This is a genomic window from Humiphilus diazotrophicus (assembly GCF_059726315.1).
Genome location: NZ_AP040870.1, coordinates 4549468 through 4565992 on the forward strand (window position 1 = coordinate 4549468; position 16525 = coordinate 4565992).

At 50.0% G+C, this 16525-nt stretch carries 9 protein-coding genes; 3 read left to right on the plus strand and 6 right to left on the minus strand.

All coding sequences use genetic code 11. The annotated features are described in order from the left end of the window. Positions 1-733 precede the first annotated feature (733 nt). Positions 734-2362, plus strand: coding sequence for an inorganic phosphate transporter (locus AC6I7T_RS19210; RefSeq protein ID WP_497789108.1), 1629 nt, complete (start codon positions 734-736; stop codon positions 2360-2362). 45 nt (positions 2363-2407) lie between these two features. Here AC6I7T_RS19210 and AC6I7T_RS19215 read toward each other — a convergent pair whose 3' ends face one another. Then, positions 2408-3775 carry an ABC transporter substrate-binding protein gene (locus AC6I7T_RS19215; protein ID WP_497789109.1) on the minus strand — a complete coding sequence of 456 codons (1368 nt, stop codon included), beginning with the start codon at positions 3773-3775 and terminating at the stop codon, positions 2408-2410. A gap of 64 nt (positions 3776-3839) precedes the next feature. Beyond that, a complete protein-coding gene (locus AC6I7T_RS19220; protein ID WP_497789110.1) occupies positions 3840-6608 on the minus strand; it encodes a PAS domain S-box protein in 2769 nt (922 codons plus the stop codon). A gap of 520 nt (positions 6609-7128) precedes the next feature. Here AC6I7T_RS19220 and AC6I7T_RS19225 point away from each other — a divergent pair. Then, on the plus strand, positions 7129-9720 hold the full coding sequence (locus tag AC6I7T_RS19225; RefSeq protein ID WP_497789111.1) for a PP2C family protein-serine/threonine phosphatase: 2592 nt from the start codon (positions 7129-7131) through the stop codon (positions 9718-9720). 278 nt (positions 9721-9998) lie between these two features. On the opposite strand, the gene AC6I7T_RS19230 is transcribed toward AC6I7T_RS19225, so the two are convergent. Genes AC6I7T_RS19230 through AC6I7T_RS19245 form a run of 4 tightly spaced genes read right to left on the minus strand, consistent with a single transcriptional unit; the run spans position 9999 to position 13648 of the window. Continuing rightward, complete coding sequence (locus AC6I7T_RS19230; RefSeq protein WP_497789112.1) at positions 9999-11057, minus strand: HEAT repeat domain-containing protein; 1059 nt, start codon at positions 11055-11057, stop codon at positions 9999-10001. Positions 11058-11066: 9 nt separating this feature from the next. Beyond that, entirely contained in the window at positions 11067-12257 is a 1191-nt protein-coding gene (locus AC6I7T_RS19235; protein WP_497789114.1) for a HEAT repeat domain-containing protein, read from the minus strand. A 51-nt stretch (positions 12258-12308) separates the two neighbouring features. Next, the gene (locus AC6I7T_RS19240) at positions 12309-13079 is read right to left on the minus strand and encodes a hypothetical protein (protein ID WP_497789115.1); all 771 of its coding nucleotides are present in this window, start codon (positions 13077-13079) and stop codon (positions 12309-12311) included. Further along, positions 13079-13648: an RNA polymerase sigma factor gene (locus AC6I7T_RS19245; protein WP_497789116.1), complete on the minus strand. Its 570-nt coding sequence runs from the start codon at positions 13646-13648 to the stop codon at positions 13079-13081. The genes AC6I7T_RS19240 and AC6I7T_RS19245 overlap by 1 nt, the downstream gene beginning before the upstream one ends. Before the next feature lie 262 nt (positions 13649-13910). Between AC6I7T_RS19245 and AC6I7T_RS19250 the strand changes: the two genes are divergently transcribed. Continuing rightward, complete coding sequence (locus tag AC6I7T_RS19250; RefSeq protein WP_497789117.1) at positions 13911-16322, plus strand: glycoside hydrolase family 2 protein; 2412 nt, start codon at positions 13911-13913, stop codon at positions 16320-16322. The last annotated feature ends 203 nt before the right edge of the window (positions 16323-16525 follow it).

Sequence of the window (16525 nt, forward strand, 5' to 3'; positions counted from 1 at the left end):
TGCAGTTTTTGTGACGGAAACAGTGCTTTGATTCGCGGATTTAGATGCAGATCAGTTGCGTATTATTGCAAATGGATTGCAATAAGGTTTTTGCTTGCTGTTTCGATGTTTTATCGAGATCACTATGAGGCAGAGAGCGTGCTAAACGGAAGGATGTGGCGAGCAACTTTTTATTAAACAAAAGAGCTTCGGCCTCAGGAAGACGGGAGTCAGGGCCATTGGTAATCGGTTGTGCAGCATATTGGTAATCGGGGAGCAAATAAAGGTCAAATTTGACCCTCAAAACAAGCTTGCTCTGCTGCAATCAACTAATACAAACACCTCTTCATTCTTATTCTATCAATATCCTGGTTTTCAGAACTCCAGACGACTTGTTTTGTCCTTGAATACCAATGGATAGTGTCATATCAGAGAGTATCGGAAATATAGTTGCTGATGGTTTTGTCAAGGGAGAAGGATAGGCAAAGCCAGAGAATAACCTAAAAAGTGAGTATTCTTCGAAAGAGATAACCCGACGAATTTGTATCTAGCGATAAACTATTCTTTTGAGCCAGGTATATTCCTTAATGGATGGAGCCTGGACGCTTTATTTTTTTCGTTTTAGGGAGTGCCTGCTGGTATACTTCTCTGTTCTTCACTCGCGAAAGCGTCAAGTTTTGTTCGACTTTATGTCATCAGCTTTGTCCATTCGGCCTGCTAGTGTGCTCAGCACGATAGATATTGGAGCAGACTGATGGAGTCATCAACAGTAGTTGTAGCTCCTCCACCTGCTCGAGTTGAATCGCTTCTCGATCAAAAGCTAAAGGCCAAACCCAAACCAGCTGGCAAGCTAGGTGTGGTTCTGTTTGGACTGACGGCTATTGGCGGAATCGCCTATGCAGCGTTACATCTTTCCAGTGACCTGAGTCCAGTTCACTTTCCAACGATTTGGCCATTTGTACTTCTTGGCGTTGCGTTGCTCATTGCTCTCGGTTTTGAATTTGTTAATGGATTCCACGATACGGCGAACGCTGTAGCGACGGTTATCTACACGCATTCCCTTGAACCCCATGTAGCCGTTGTTTGGTCTGGATTGTGGAACCTTGCCGGGGTTCTTGCTTCTTCGGGGGCTGTGGCCTTTGGCATTCTTTCCCTTTTGCCCATTGAACTGATTCTGCAAGTCGGCTCCGGACCCGGCTTTGCGATGATTTTTGCCCTGTTGGTATCGGCGATTCTCTGGAATCTGAGCACTTGGTGGCTGGGACTTCCAGCTTCAAGCTCTCATACGATGGTTGGCTCGATCATCGGGGTAGGGATCGTGAATCAGCTGATGACCACAAAAAGTGGAACCAGCGGGGTCGATTGGGCTCAGGCGGCAAATGTCTTTCGTGCTCTCTTCATTTCGCCTGTTGTCGGCTTTCTTTGTGCCGCACTCTTTCTGATATTGCTCAAATCTCTGGTCAAGTACCCAGACCTCTATGAGTCCCCAAAGAACGACGAGCCTCCTCCATTTCTGATTCGCGCACTCCTTATCCTGACCTGTACCGGCGTCAGCTTTTACCATGGCTCTAACGATGGACAAAAGGGTATGGGCCTGATCATGCTTATCCTGATCGGCACCGTACCTACGGCTTATGCCCTGAACCATACCATCGGATACAACCAGGTGCAGGATTTTGTGGCTGTCTCCGAACAGGCTGTCCAAGTGTTGAATAGCCGCCTGGATTCCAGTGCCACAATGCAGAATCCTCGCGCAGAGCTCACTCAATACATTCGAACCCGGCAATTCACGCCAAACACACTTCTGGCAGAACGCCAGATGGTCAGTGACATCGCAAATGAGGTTCAACTCTACAAGAGCCTCTCTGCTGTTCCAGATAACCAACAGACAAACGTCCGCAATGATATGTATGTTGCCAGCGAAACCCTTCGTTTGATGAAGAAGTCGAATGCTGGAGGTTTCAGCTCTGAACAAAATAAGGTCTTGGCAAACTACGAGAAGAAGGTGGATAACGCCACGAAGTTCATTCCCATTTGGGTTAAGGTCGCTGTCGCCTTGGCTCTCGGAATGGGAACCATGGTTGGTTGGAAACGGATCGTTATTACCGTGGGCGAAAAGATTGGCAAACAACAGTTGACCTATTCGCAAGGTGCATCGGCTGAGCTGATAACGATGGGAACTATATATGTTGCTGACAAATTCGGACTACCGGTTAGCACAACCCACGTGCTTAGTTCGGGTGTGGCAGGAACGATGGCTGCCAATCGAAGCGGGCTTCAACTTCCGACAATTCGCAATATCCTGCTGGCCTGGGTTTGCACCTTGCCCGCTGCAGCTGCACTTTCAGGCTGCCTGTTCTTCCTATTCCGCCATTTTGTATAGAGCTACTTTTGATAGGTAGAGAGAAAACTGCAGTTTTCTTTCTACCTATTGCCCATGTCCCTGGCTTACGGCTTGGGGAGGATTTCCGCTCGGGAATCCGGTGATCTGTATCAGTTTCCTTTCGAGTTCGGCAGCAGCGGCGGTGGCATCTTTCTGGCCTGAGAGGACAGAATGCACCGTCTCAAAATAGGTTTTGGAAACCTCGCCATACTTTTCACCGGTTACTAAGGCCGGCCGGGAAACTAGTCCTTGCACATATTGAGGAGTAAAGATCCTCCAGTAGGGAAAGCTGGTTATCAGCTCATGGTTCTGATACAAACCCGGGATGGTGGGCGGTTCTCCTATCAATCGTGACTGTTCGGTCTGAGTGCTCTCGCGGCTTAAGAAAAGAGCTAGTGCAATGGCTTGTTTCCGATGTTGGGAAAAACGCGATACTCCGTAACCAAGTCCGCCAAGAACTGCGGCGTGGCCAGCCCGTCCGCCAGGAAGAACTGCTACATCGAATTTATTCCGAATTGGAGAAGCAAAACTCCGGCTCGTAACGTATGCAGCCGTCCAATTTCTCATGAAGGCTGCATTACCTGATTGCCAAAGGTTCATGGCATCCCATTCTTTATAGGCAAGAATCCCTGGAGGCGAAATTGTTCCCACCCACTGCGCTGCTCTTTTCCAGGCACGGATTGTTTGTGGATTGTTTACGCTGATCGTGCGATTATCCTCAACGATCTTGCCTCCACCCTCCGATGCCTGCCATTCCAGTGCGTTGCAGGTCAATACTTCGGAAGGGGCACCTTCCCAGAGATATCCCCAGAAATTCTTATTGCCCCTGGCCCGTTCTCCTGCCTGGATTCGGGCGGCCATCTTTTCAAGTTCCTCCCAAGTTTCTGGGGGCTTCTTGTATCCGTATCGCTGCAGCAGATCAGTGCGATAAAAGAGGATTCCAGAGCCTGCGCGACTGGGAATTGCAACGAGTTTTCCATCGACCGTGTAATTCGCCAAAAGAGAAGGGAAGTATTTCGCCCGGTCTTGATCCGACAAGTATGGATTTAGGTCAACGAGATAGCGTCCTATAAGTCTGGGCCAGATCACGTCAACTGCGTAAACATCCGGAGTACTGGAGTTGCTGGAAAGAAGCTTCTGCCATAGAGCCAGCTGGTCCAGTGCCGTTTCAGGAGAGGGAGTAAGCTCTACTTGCACTCCGGATTCTTTTGCAAAGTCGCGAAACTCGCGGTCATGCCAATCTCGAAATTCTTTGCTCAACCAACCCTGATCGATCATGATCAAGGTTTGGGGGACGGGCTTATTTTTAGAGGGGCTACAGCCTATAAGCATATAAGCCATTGGCAGCAGAAGGACCAGATCTTTGAATAAGAGCAGTAGTTGATAAGTCTCACGAAATCTCAGAAATTTCATGTTGCTGTCCTTCGACAATACGAGCTTAGTTCCTAGAATTCCTGGTGCTATAGCTTCAGTCCCTTTATTTATTATTGGATCGCGATCCGTCGAGAACCTCGCGTATTTTCCCCGTCAACGCTTGCATCGTAAATGGCTTTTCCAACAAAGTGGCTCCGGGCCTTAGCAGCCCATTATCCGCAATAGCATCGTCTGTGTAGCCGGACATAAAGAGAACCTTAAGCTTCGGGTCTTTCTCTAAAAGGCGTTCTGCCAGGACTGGCCCGCTCATCTGCGGCATGATCACATCGGTAAGCAACAGATCAATGGAATCCCTGTGCTTCTCGACTAGCTGTGTGGCCTGATGGGGATCTTCAGCTTCGAGAACGGTGTAACCGCAGTTTTCCAAGATCTTTCGCGTCAATATGCGTAAGGCTGTGGCATCTTCGACCAACAATATTGTTTCTATGCCACGCATCGTTGTGGCAGGCTGCGTTTCTAAAGTATCTTCTTCAATTACATTATCTGTAGCAGGAAGATAGATGAAGATGGTTGTTCCTTGTTGCGGTTCGCTATAGGCGGAAATATAGCCTCCACTTTGCTTCACGATCCCGTATACGGTGGAAAGTCCCAGCCCTGTTCCTTTCTCCGGACCCTTTGTCGTAAAGAAAGGTTCGAAGATATGAGATAACGTGGCCTTATCCATTCCTATCCCAGTATCGCTAACCGAGAGGCGAACATAGCGTCCGGGTTTCATCTGAATGTGCTGCGCCGCAAATGTTGAATCGGCAATTACATTTGCGGTTTCAATTGTGATGACGCCTCCATTTGGCATCGCATCACGCGCATTGACGGAGAGATTGAGGATGACCTGCTCGATCTGGCTGAAATCGGCCTTCACAAATGCCAAATCGGAGCTCAACTTGGTTTGCACTTCAATATCTTCTCCGATCAGTCGACGAAGAATTGTATCTACATCCTCTACAACATGATTGAGATTCAGAACAGTTGGCTGCAGGACTTGTTTACGGCTGAAAGCAAGTAGCTGCCGAGTCAGAGATGCTGCGTGGCGAGAGGCGTCGAGAATCTCCTGAACATGCTGTCTGAAGTCAGACGGAATATCCTGGCTATCAAGGATCAAGCTGCTGGAACCTAAGATTACTCCAAGAAGATTGTTGAAGTCGTGAGCGATTCCCCCCGCCAGTCGTCCTATTGCCTCCATCTTTTGTGCCTGAAGCAGATTCTTTTCGCTCTTTCTCCGTTCGGTTTCGTCGATCAGAAAACCGTTGATCTCTATTAACTCCCCTTGTTCATTAAAGCTGCCAATTGCATTTGCGGTGACCGGCAATATGCTGCCGTCTTTGCGACGATATTCTTCTTCGTAGGATTCAATTCGGCGTTCGTTCCTGAGCTTCTGCTGGAACCTTCCTTGCTTTTCTTGGGAGGAGAAAAGGGCTGAGAGGTTGGTTTGCTTTAGTTCCTCTGCAGAGGAAAATCCAAACATTCTTACTAAGGCCGGATTGCATTCAAGTATCTTGCCGTCGGCTGTTGCTATGTAGCTTCCGGCAAGATTCTGTTCAAAGAAGGCCCGATACTTTTCTTCGCTTCTCACTAGAGCTTCTTCGGCATGCTTGCGGTCCGTAATGTCGCGGGCGTTCATGACGACAGCAGCGGTCGAAGGGTCGGTGAGAAGATTCCTGGTAATTACTTCAAGGATGCGAACCGATCCATCTATTCTCAGCAGATGAAGTTCAGCTGTAGAGATTACACCTATAGCCTGATTCCTTATTAGCTTCTGGGCTATGGGGATCTCTTCTGCCAAAACAAATTCGAGGATGTTTCTGCCTTGCAGTTTGTCGGTTGTCAGTCCCAGGACTCGCTCACTGGCAGGACTGACATAGCGAATTGTCCCATCGCTATCGAGTAATGTGATGACGTCGGAGGAATGCTCGATAAGGGAGCGAAATCTGGCTTCATTGCTGCGTAGTGTCTCATAGAGTCGGTCGAGCCTTTGAGCGGCTTCATTGAAGACCCGTCCCAGTATTGCCAGCTCATCCTGCCCTTCGGCTTCCACCTGGTAGTCGAATTCTCCACGTGCCCAAGCTTGTGCTCCGGCGTCGAGCCGGGCCAGAGGTCGCGTGATGCTGCGGGTGACGAGTACTCCCAGAATTGCGGCCGTAAGCAGAGTCAGTGACACAGTGAAGGGAAAGACCATGATGATTCTTCTTTGGCTGAGCTGAATGCTGTCGATAGCCGTGGCGCGTTCACTTGCAACTTCGCGGTCGACTTTTTCGACGAGGGATGAACTGAGAAGAATCAACGGCTTTGTTTGGTTTTCCAGACGCAGATGGACCGCCTGCCAATCTCCTTGGGAGGAGAGGGCGATCATTGTGTCGATTTGATCGGGAAGAGCACTTTGAATTGCTTGCAGTGTGCTCAAGATCATCGGGTCACGGTCTGCCCCCTGTATCGAAGACAGCAGCGATTGCCTGACATGCTCGGTACTTTGCAGAAGTTGCTGGCGTTGGAGTTGAGCTTCGGCAGAGAAAGCAGGGAAATCTTGCGCGGAGGCGACAGTCTCCAGGCGGTCGCGAAACAATAGGAGGTTTGAGTGTAGTTCGAGAACGCTTACGGATTTCCGGTTCACACTATTCAGCAATTCGGCCTGAATCCGGATTCGACTGAATTGCCAGACAGCGACAATGTCGGCTGCCATCATAAGTAACACAATGAAGGCGAAACATAGAGCCAAACGAAAACCGATCTTCAGCTGGCTAAGGTGGTACAGTGCTGGGAAGAAGCGCTTCGACCGCACCTTCTGTTGGCGATAAGTACGGTGGGTGTCGCTGCCCATTTCCATTCCTCGCAGATCCGGTCCTTTGTGTGATCAATGGGTTAGAAAATCAATCCACAAGAAGATCCCTTCCTGTGGAGAAAAGTCTTTACACTTTCGTAAAACAAATCCCCTCTACTGAGCAGAGAATTATACATTTTGGTATGAATCCAAGACGAAGACAATCGTGTGAATCTCCTGCGGAATCAGTTGGTTCTATGGCAACCCGAAATAGGTTTGCTCCGTTTATGAAGTAGCGATGAAGGTGTCTGATTGGGCAAAGGGGTGAGATCGAGACGGTATGTGCTTGGGGCAGTGTGATTTGCTACGCTATTGTGCAACCGGTGCTCTTATCTTCGGTAATCTACCGTTGTGCGTTGTTGTAGTAACTGAGAGCGTACTCTCTTCGTAATGCGTGCAGAGCAGAGAGTTCTGTGCCCGAGATGAGGGACACCAGGAACTTTTCTTAGGTAGTCTTCGTAGCTGAAATATAAGGAAATTGTTGTATTTACCCTGACTCGCCAGGGTAGGATGAATCCCTATGCGGCTGCCAACCCGAGCAAATGTATTGAGACTATTGCTACTGCTCTACATTGCAGCAAGCATGAGCTACTGGGTTGCCGGTCTGGGGTCCAGACTGAATTCCTGGCAACACTCTGAACGTTGGGTGCGCAATCCCTTTGACTTGGACGCAGACTCCCATCTGCTTTCAGCTGTGCGTCCTGAAGCTGAATCTGCCGGTCTCGTTAAGGGGGAGAGGCTGGAAAGCCTGAATGGGCAATCCTACCAGGGGCTCGCACTTTTTCAGGAGATGAGGTTAGCTGCGCATCCCGGGGATGTATGGGAAGTCGAGACAGTACGTCCGGACGGTAGTTTTCACAAAGCAACAGTGCATCTCAGTCCCCGGTCTACGGAGAATCCTAGCCCCGGATTACTGATTCGTTTGATCGGATTGTTCTTTCTCACTCCTTTAATTTGCCTGCTCACTGCCTATTGGGTCGTTTTAGCAAAACCTGGAGAGCCGAATGCCTGGCTATTGCTGGTGATGCTGACCTTTCCCGAGGTTGTGTTTCTGGATCCTTCCATGGCAACCGGGCGGGGAATACTTTTCCTGGGAAGCTGGTATCAGGCGATGCAGATGCTTGGTCCTTTGATGCTGCCGGTATTTGGGGTGTATTTCCCGGAGAGATCGAGGATCGATGTCCGATTCCCATGGCTAAAGTGGCTAATTGTGGGCCCGGGACTTCTGGTTTGCGCTCTGTTTCTAGTCGTGATTTATCGGCAATACTATGTTGGCGCGATTGAGCCCTGGAGAACGTGGCTGACAGGATGGCTCGAGCATGTACTGAACGCGGTTAATCTTCTTAGCCTTATCTTCTATGCCGTTCTCATCGGGGATAAGCTGCGTTCTGCGTCTACGGCAGATGCACGACGCAGGATGCGGTTGCTATGTTCCGGTTCTGCAATCGGATTGGGTGCGGTTCTAGTCTTTTTCGTAATCCTTCCCTCGTTTGGCATAAGGCCGGATGTGACACAGCATTTCTGGGCAGGATATCTAGGATCTGCCCTCTTTATGGTTGCTCCGCTCACGTTTGCCTATGTTGTCTTGGTAGAGCGTGCGATGGATGTACGTGTTCTGTTACGCATCGGGACAAAATACCTGCTCGCCCGGGCAACTCTATGGCTGTTACAGATGGCTCTGATCTTTGCGGCGGGAATGCATTTGTTCCTGCCCGTCTTTGAGAAGAAGCAACCGGATGCGTCCGATGTTTGGCAAGCGATCTTGTTTGTAGGCCTGGTTGTTCTTCTCCGGAAGGGTGTCAATAAGCGTTTGGAAGGACTACTGGACAGGAAGTTTTTTCGCGAGGCCTATGATGCTGACCAGGTCCTTCAGGATCTCTCCGACCAACTGCGGCGGTTTACTGATCCTGAGCCTCTTCTGAAAACAGTTGCTCAGAGCGTGGCACAAACATTGCATGTTCCTCGCGTGGGAGTGCTGATGCGCAGAGCAGACGGCTTCCGGCTGCAAGAGGCTATCGGCATGCCCTTGACCGACGAGGTGGTTTTGAGCACGCATTCTTCCACGGTACGACGGTTGGCTCAAAGGACAACGGCCGTCAGGCTGCATCGAGAAGAAGCTGACGGCTGGTATTTGCTTGCAAGTGCAACGGAGCAGGAGATTCTGGAGAAGCTGGGAGCGGAGATTCTTCTCCCCATGGCTGGACGCAGTAAGCTAATGGGCTTTATTACCCTCGGGCCCAAAAAGAGTGAGGCTGCCTATACTCGAAACGATATTGCGTTGTTGGAGATGGTTGCTTCTCAGGCAGGGCTGGCCCTTGAGGTCAGCGAACTGGCACACTCCCTGGCGCAAGAGGCAGCACAACGGGAACGCGTTCATCGCGAAATCGAAATTGCACGGGAGGTCCAGGAGAAGCTCTTCCCTCAGCAGCTTCCTGCCGTTAAAGGAGCAACCCTAGCCGGTACGTGCCGTCCGGCTTTAGGTGTAGGTGGTGACTATTACGATGTCATGGTTCTTGAAGATGGGCGAATCGGTTTAGCAATTGGAGATGTTTCCGGAAAGGGTATCTCCGCTGCGCTACTGATGGCCAGTCTGCGCGCCAGCTTGCGAGGTGCCACGCTGGAGGCTCCTCAGGATTTGGCCAAGCTAATGGCCAAGGTTAGCCGTTTGGTCTATGAGGCTTCGGCTTCCAATCGTTATGCAACATTTTTCTTCGCTACCTATGATCCCCAATCACGGATTTTGCAGTACGTGAATGCAGGGCACAACCCGCCAATGATTCTGAGAGGGGAATCTGAAACTGTTAAGCTTAGTGCTTGCGGGCCGGTGATCGGTTTGCTTACCGACACAACGTATGAGCAGGCGAAAATTGTTCTCCGGCCTGAAGATGTACTGGTGACTTATACAGATGGCATCAGCGAAGCGATGTCCTCTACCGATGAGGAATGGGGCGAAGAGCGATTGGAATCTGCGGCTCGTCGAAGTTCTGACTCTGCAGACACAGTCATAAAGCAGATCTTTACTGAAGTAGATAGCTTTACCGCGGGGACTCCTCAGTTCGACGACATGACACTTCTGGTGATGAAGCTTTCTTCTGAAGCTTCTCAGAACTAGAACTCTTCCGTGCGAACAGGTGAGGCGAGTCCCCAAGGCCCCGGCAGGGCGGAACGAATCCTACTCTCTTTATTACGACTTGTTGAGGATTTCATCCCGCACCTTACGGGCGAAAATTGGCACATTGCTCCTGGCCCTTATTTCATTGCAGTCTAATTTTGGAAATAAGCCGAGAAACGCACAAACTTCAGTTATGGAGAAACTGCGAAGGGAAGAGAAAAACATTCTCGATAACATTACAACTGTAGAGCTAGCTCAGAATCCATGAGTAATACCGGCTAGTGTTGCAGTAACCGTTCCAGATACTCTAGTGCGCGGGTATCGTTGGATTGGCCCAACCAGAAGATGGCCTCTCTTTTTATAGACGGGCTGGAATTAGTTTCGGCAACGTGGATGAGCTTTGGTACGCTTTCCTCTTTAGGCAATTGGCTGAGCGCAAAAACTGCTCGCTTCTTCACTTCCAGCTCCGGATCGTTTTCGATAGCAAAGGAGAGCGTTGCTGTAGCCTTTTTACCTGCCTTCTGGGCTAACCAAAAGAGTGCCTGACTACGAACCTTTGGCTCAGCATCAGATTTCGCCATCCGGATAAGCTCGTCAGTCGATTGGGCATCGGAACTTTGTGAGATGGGAAAAGTGAGCTTTTCCCGGAAGCGGCTGTCTGAATCTTCTCTTGCCAGCTTTTGTAGAACTATAAAACCATCGTGCCCGCGTTCCACTCCTAGCCAAAATGCAGCTTTTTCGCGGAGCTTGAGGCTCTGTTTTGGAGCGACAAGGTCGCTGAGAACTTGAGTTGCTGTCGGTGTGGCATGAAGAGCCACTGCGACGAGAGCATCATCTATAAGTCTGAAGGAGTCGCTTTGTTCTGCCACCTCGATGGTTCTTTTAAGAAACGATGTACTCTCTTCAGCCTTAACACCGGTTAGCCATGTAAAGGGAAGGCCTCCTGCATTTAGAGGACAATTCCCGTTTACAGTGCGAATTTTTGCGATCTTTCCATGATCGAGACGCATCAGAACATATAACTCGGTTGAGGCAGGAGTGTTCTGTCCATCGTTGGTTATATGGTCGCCCGATTCTTCCAGCGAATACTCCCCGCAGCATCCATCCCCTGTGTTTGCCCTATTCGGACATGAAGTAAGATGTGCTTGTGGAAGAGCTGTAGCTGAATATCCAATCCATTGGGGCTGATCTGAATGCAGAAATCGGTCCACCGCCGCAGACAAGCTGATGCCTGCTGGCTCTGTTGTGAAGTGAGCATTGCGAACTTGAGGCTGTTGGGCAACGGACGCAAGGACCGAAGCACAGAGGAAGAGCAGCATCCACAATTTCAGTTTCATATAACTCTCCTACTTATCGAGGATTTCCATCATGTAATTGCTTGCTTCTTTGTTGTTCATGATGCTGAGGTTCCGGACAATCTCCCGCTTCATGATTGGGTCCTTTTCTCCTTTGGCCAGATTCACCAGATCATGTGCATCGCCTGCGATAAAAAGTCCTTGCAGCGCAGCTTTCTTGATTTCCTGGACAGAGCTTTTCTGATAAATCTCCACCAAAGTAGGAGCCATGGAAGCTCCTCCGGCGATACCGAGATTGCGAATAGCTTGATGTTGCAGTGAGGGGTCGCGTTCGGAGAGAGCGATATTATGCAATGCATCCGCTCCCTTCGGTCCTGTGGGAATGAAAGCCTGCAATACGGCGCTTTTTGTTTCTTTCAGATTACTTTCCTGATAGAGCTTGAGCAGATCCGAGACATTTCCCGAGATGCCCAAACCTGAAATAGCTTCTTTTGCCAGTTGAGGGTTGGACTCTTGCTTTGCAATCTCGAAAAGCCTGTCGGCATTTCCCGAGATAGCAAAAGAATGCAGAATCTCTTTCTTTACACGCTCGTCCTTGCTGTTGCGATAGATAGTGGCAAGAGTATCTCCCGACTGTTTGCCCTTCGTTATTGCAAACATCTGGATAGCTTTGCTCTGTAATCCCGGATTGGATTGCCCCTGAATGATCTGGCCTAGAATCTCCTCGGATTGCTTGGAGTTGCTTTGTGCCAGGACAAACAGCGCCCGCTCTTTGATCTTTTCGGAGTCGTTTCCGTTGATAATCTGACGAACGATCGGCAATGCCCGGGCCTCGTCATGCTGCATGAGAGAATTCAGCGCAAGTAGTTTTAGGTCCTCATTGGGTTCAGACTGAGGAGAAACCGGGCGGCCGCTTTGTCCTCGAATCTCAATCTCAAGAGCACGACATTCGTCCAGCCAATGGCTCTTGGGATAGATCTTCCGAAGTTGAGTGCAGGTCTCCATCGCATCGGAGGCCCGGCCTTCCTTATTTTGCGCGTAGGCTTTCCAATAAAGGGCTCCTTCGGCGCGTGCCCCATGCTGCTGCATAACCTTCGTAAAGAGAGCTTCGGCGTCGGACCAGCGGCTTTCATTTATGGCACGTGTGCCTTCACTATAGAGATTTTCCTCTGTCGAGTTGACTTTGGGTGCTCCGTTACCTTCTGCAGCGACGATGGTTTCGCACAAGGAAGGGATAGGCACAACGAATGATCCCCCGAGCAATAAATATATAAGTAAGCCTTTCGTGTTCATCTAGATCGCCAATCCTTTCTTCACTGATCCCTCTTCAACTGTGGCCTGTGCAGCTTTTGTCTTGAGGACTCGTATTTCGAAGAGAAGCCCTCGGGTGTTCATTTCTTTCTGGAGACGTGCAATATCATCTTGATTCAGGCCGTTGGGATCGTTTGCTACTTCAACCAGCACTCGCTGCAAATGATCCAACGCTCCGGATAGGGTCGGATCCGTCGAGATACTGGAGCTCTGCAGATACAAACGGTTATCAGCCAAAAGCCTTCGAGCCTCACTTTGAATCGGGTGGGTCATTTCGGGCTCATCGGAATTTGCATGATTCAGCTCAATGAGTAACCGCTCTGAGCGTTCCAGATGCTTTTCCGCTACAAACAACAGAACCCGCTGTTGTCCGACGGAGGTATTTCCAGCTGTATGAATTGCTTTCTGGTGCCGCTCCCAGTTACGTCCGATCACAAATGCTGCAAGAATCAGAACCGCGCAGGTTAGGCCATATCCGAGAGGCCGCCATTTCCAATTCCACATTCGCGACCAGGGAGACTTCTTCTTTTCGTAAACCGGTAATGAGTTGCGCAGCTTCTTCCAGACCTGATCTCCAAAGTCGGCTCCGCGCAACGGCACCGCAGCGATCTCAATTCCTTCTAAATCCTTACAAAGAGTTTCATAGGATTTTGCGCACTTACTGCAAAGCTTCAGGTGAAGCGCTACTCCGGATTGTGCGGAACTCTCACCGTAGTAGTGTTCAACCAACTCTTCTTCTGTTACATGCCTCATTAATTTCTCCATAGAGGAGCCAATTCCTTCCTCAACTTCTGCACCGCACGGAAGACCGCTTGTTTCGCAGCATTGGGAGCGACTTCCAGGATCTCTGCAATCTCGTCTGTAGACCGTTCTTCAACATGCCTGAGAACAAATGCGGTACGTTCGGTTGCGGAAAGGCCCTTCATTGCGTTTTCCTGCCTTCGGCCGATCTCGTGGCTCAGGAGCAGCCGGTCTGGACCTGCCGCTGTATCAGCTAACTGAATCTCCATGCCTTCCGGGTCCGGGTCTTCTGTTACGGTGTAATTCCCAATCGATTCCCGTTGTCTGATCAGGTTCAAAGCATTGTTCACTGCAATTCGATAGATCCAGGTACCGAAATTGGAACGGGACTGAAAGGACGAAAGCTTCTGGTAGGCACGGAAGAAGGTTTCCTGTACAACCTCTTCTGCATCGGCTTCATTCCCGGTGATCCGGAAAGCCACTCGAAAGACAGTTTGGCTGTGCTGTTTGACAAGAGATGCGTAGGCCTCCTTGTCTCCAGACAGAACTGCATGCACAATCGAGTGGTCGCTCTCTCCCATTCAGCGCATTAGACATGGTTTTGGACTTGCGGTTAGGAAAAAATTTTTGAGGACGGATGGTAGTGCTATTTCAGCCAAGAGTGGAAGACCCTGTAACAGTGAGCGAGTAGGTAGTGAAAAGATTTCGTCTAAGGGAATCGTTCCTAATCGATTTCGCCTGGAAATGCCGATTCAGTGGTGGTTATAGCTCGCGATGGGATATTATGCTTGCGCTTGAAAGGTTTAAATACTGATCGAGAATTGAGGAAAGGGATAGCGTTGCATGATCAATCGTCGCGGGTTTTTGACTGCATTGGGCGCCTCCGCTGTTCTACCTGGTTTGTCTGCTTTAGGCGAAAGTCGGACCCGGGTGGAGGAAAAGACCTCTCGCTCCCGTGTGAATCTTAACGGGGAATGGGAGCGCTATCTTCATGGGCAATTCTATGATCACGTTACCGTTCCCTCCTCCCACCCTCCGATAGGTCTTTATACGCTTAAGCGGAACTTCCTTTTGCCTCGGCTCGCGGAGGGTGAGCGCGTCTTCCTTCACTTCGAGGCTATTACGTACTATGCCCGTGTCACGGTGAATGGGAAGCCTCTAGGCGAAATGGGGCCCTATGTCCCCTACGAATTCGAATTCACTACTCAGTCGAAAGAAGGGAAGAATCAGGTTGAGGTTACGATTGCAGACCTGACGCCTTTTGAAGACGGTAGTGGAAAAGACGAGATTGCTCTTGGCGTAAACCCGGGGTGGGAGGCCTATGGTGGCATCATCCGCGATGTTTACATCGAATTGCGGCCCGCAAATTTTATCGAGAATGTTCGCTTTGGCTATGAACTCAGTAGCGACTATAGTCAGGTATCCTGCCAGGCACAGGTATATCTCTCCAACCAAGCAACGTCCACGGCAGAGCTTGAGGTCGTACTCCTTCAGGGAGAGAATTCCGTTGCGCAGGGAAATGCTCACGTAAGCGCCCTTCCAGGATCTCAGGAAGTAACTGTCTCTTTTACTCTTCAAAATCCGGCACTATGGAGTCCTGAGACCCCTCGCCTTTACAGGCTCCAGGCAAGCTTTCGGTCGGAGAAGATCGAAGATCGCTGGAACTGCAAGACAGGCTTTCGTGAAATCAAGGCTGTAGGGCGGGAGTTCTTCCTGAATGGAAAGCGTCTCCTTCTGAGCGGCGTCTGTCGCCACGATATGTGGAAGGACCAGGGATTTACCCTTAGCCGAGTACAGCAGCAACAGGATATGAGGATGATCAAGGCGCTCGGCTGTAACTTCGTTCGCCTTGTGCATTATCCGCATGACCGCTACATCGTTGATCTTGCCGAAGAGTTGGGACTATTGGTTACAGAAGAACCCGGGTACTGGATCATGGATTTTCGTACGATGCCCCGGGGAGAGATTGAACTCGGCTATCGCATCATGGAAAGGACAATTCGCAGGGACTGGAATTCTCCCTGTGTCTTTGCCTGGCTTCTGGCCAATGAATGTAAGTGGACGGTAGAGATGTTGAAAGAAGGGAAAGAGCGATGCAACCGGCTCGATCCTATTCATCGATTCGTTTCTGCCGCGAACGATCGCCCCAAGGAAGAAGCGAAACCGATCTTCGAAGCGGCTGGCATGGATTTCTTCGATCAGCATCCATACACATTCGACATGGAACGCTTTGAGAGAGAGGCCGATTATTTTGGTCCGGGCAAGCCTCTCACCTTCAGCGAATGGGGAGGTAAAGCTTGCGGACAATCCCTTCCCATTATGTCGGCAAGTGTAGACCGGCTACTCGATCTCTTCGAAAATACAAAGCTTGCCGGTTGCTCTTTCTGGTCGTGGCAGGATGTTCGTCAATATAGCCGGGTCGATGCCGAGATGAACAATGGTGTCCTTGAATCCGGCGTGGTTACCGAGGGCAGGGAGCCCCGGTCCGAAGTTTATATGGAACTGGAGCGGCTCGCTGAAGGCCGCCGTCATGAACACATCTCCGCAGATGTAGAGCCAATCGTTCTGCCGTTGCGTCACACTGCGTGGGCCCCAAACAGTGAATATCGGCCTGTTGATTTGACCCCCTCTATCCAGGGCCCGGAGGCTGAAAAGCGATGGCAGGAATTTGAGCAGCAACTGATTGAATTCTGGCCCAGGAATTCCCGAACGAGTGACCAGTGGAAACGTACAGGGAAAAGCTTCCAGCTTTGGAAAGTCTCTGCTACCAAGGAGTTGGAGATTGCAGGCATTCCATTTCAGCTTCCTGCTGTAGACGATTTTGTCCGGCCTGTTGTTGTGCTGCAGAACTCGAATGTATCGTTTCCAATCCCGGCACGATGCACACGGCTCCACATCCTGGGAAACGTGACCTTGCCCTCCGGTTATCCACATCGGGACAAACAAGGGGAGGTTCTCGGAAGCTACACTATTCGCACTTCCTCCAATAGAACCATAGAGATTCCTCTACGTTGGGGATATGAGGTTGTTGCTGCGAATCTGATTCACGAAGGCACTCGGATAGAGCCTCTGGCGACAGAAGCGCAACCGGTCTTGCTCTATCGTAAGGACTTTGCGCGAGAGCAATATCGCATTCTGCTTTATAGCACTCAGCAAATCACTTCCGGTTCAATCCTGAATCTGACATGCAAGTTGCAAGTGCCTGATTTATCGCTAGCTATCTTTGCGATTACTGCTGAGTTGGTGGCGGGATAGTCTTCTGCGGCCAAGGGGTATTGTAAGGAAACCGTTTCCAATGTTCCGTTGTTTCGTCTTGTATGCGGAATAGATTCCGCATATTTAGAAATTAAAGAAAATGAAGATATATCTGGCATAAACAGCTTTGATATCCCGGTTTAAAGAAAATTTTTATATTTTGCGGAATGCATGCCATATAATGATTGACAGCAAGGCGGCAG

Coding starts and splice junctions, on each gene's coding strand:
- AC6I7T_RS19210 (WP_497789108.1), top strand. CDS start 734: ATGGAGTCATCAACAGTAGTTGTAGCTCCTCCACCTGCTCGAGTTGAA.
- AC6I7T_RS19215 (WP_497789109.1), bottom strand. CDS start 3,775: ATGAAATTTCTGAGATTTCGTGAGACTTATCAACTACTGCTCTTATTC.
- AC6I7T_RS19220 (WP_497789110.1), bottom strand. CDS start 6,608: ATGGGCAGCGACACCCACCGTACTTATCGCCAACAGAAGGTGCGGTCG.
- AC6I7T_RS19225 (WP_497789111.1), top strand. CDS start 7,129: ATGCGGCTGCCAACCCGAGCAAATGTATTGAGACTATTGCTACTGCTC.
- AC6I7T_RS19230 (WP_497789112.1), bottom strand. CDS start 11,057: ATGAAACTGAAATTGTGGATGCTGCTCTTCCTCTGTGCTTCGGTCCTT.
- AC6I7T_RS19240 (WP_497789115.1), bottom strand. CDS start 13,079: ATGAGGCATGTAACAGAAGAAGAGTTGGTTGAACACTACTACGGTGAG.
- AC6I7T_RS19245 (WP_497789116.1), bottom strand. CDS start 13,648: ATGGGAGAGAGCGACCACTCGATTGTGCATGCAGTTCTGTCTGGAGAC.
- AC6I7T_RS19250 (WP_497789117.1), top strand. CDS start 13,911: ATGATCAATCGTCGCGGGTTTTTGACTGCATTGGGCGCCTCCGCTGTT.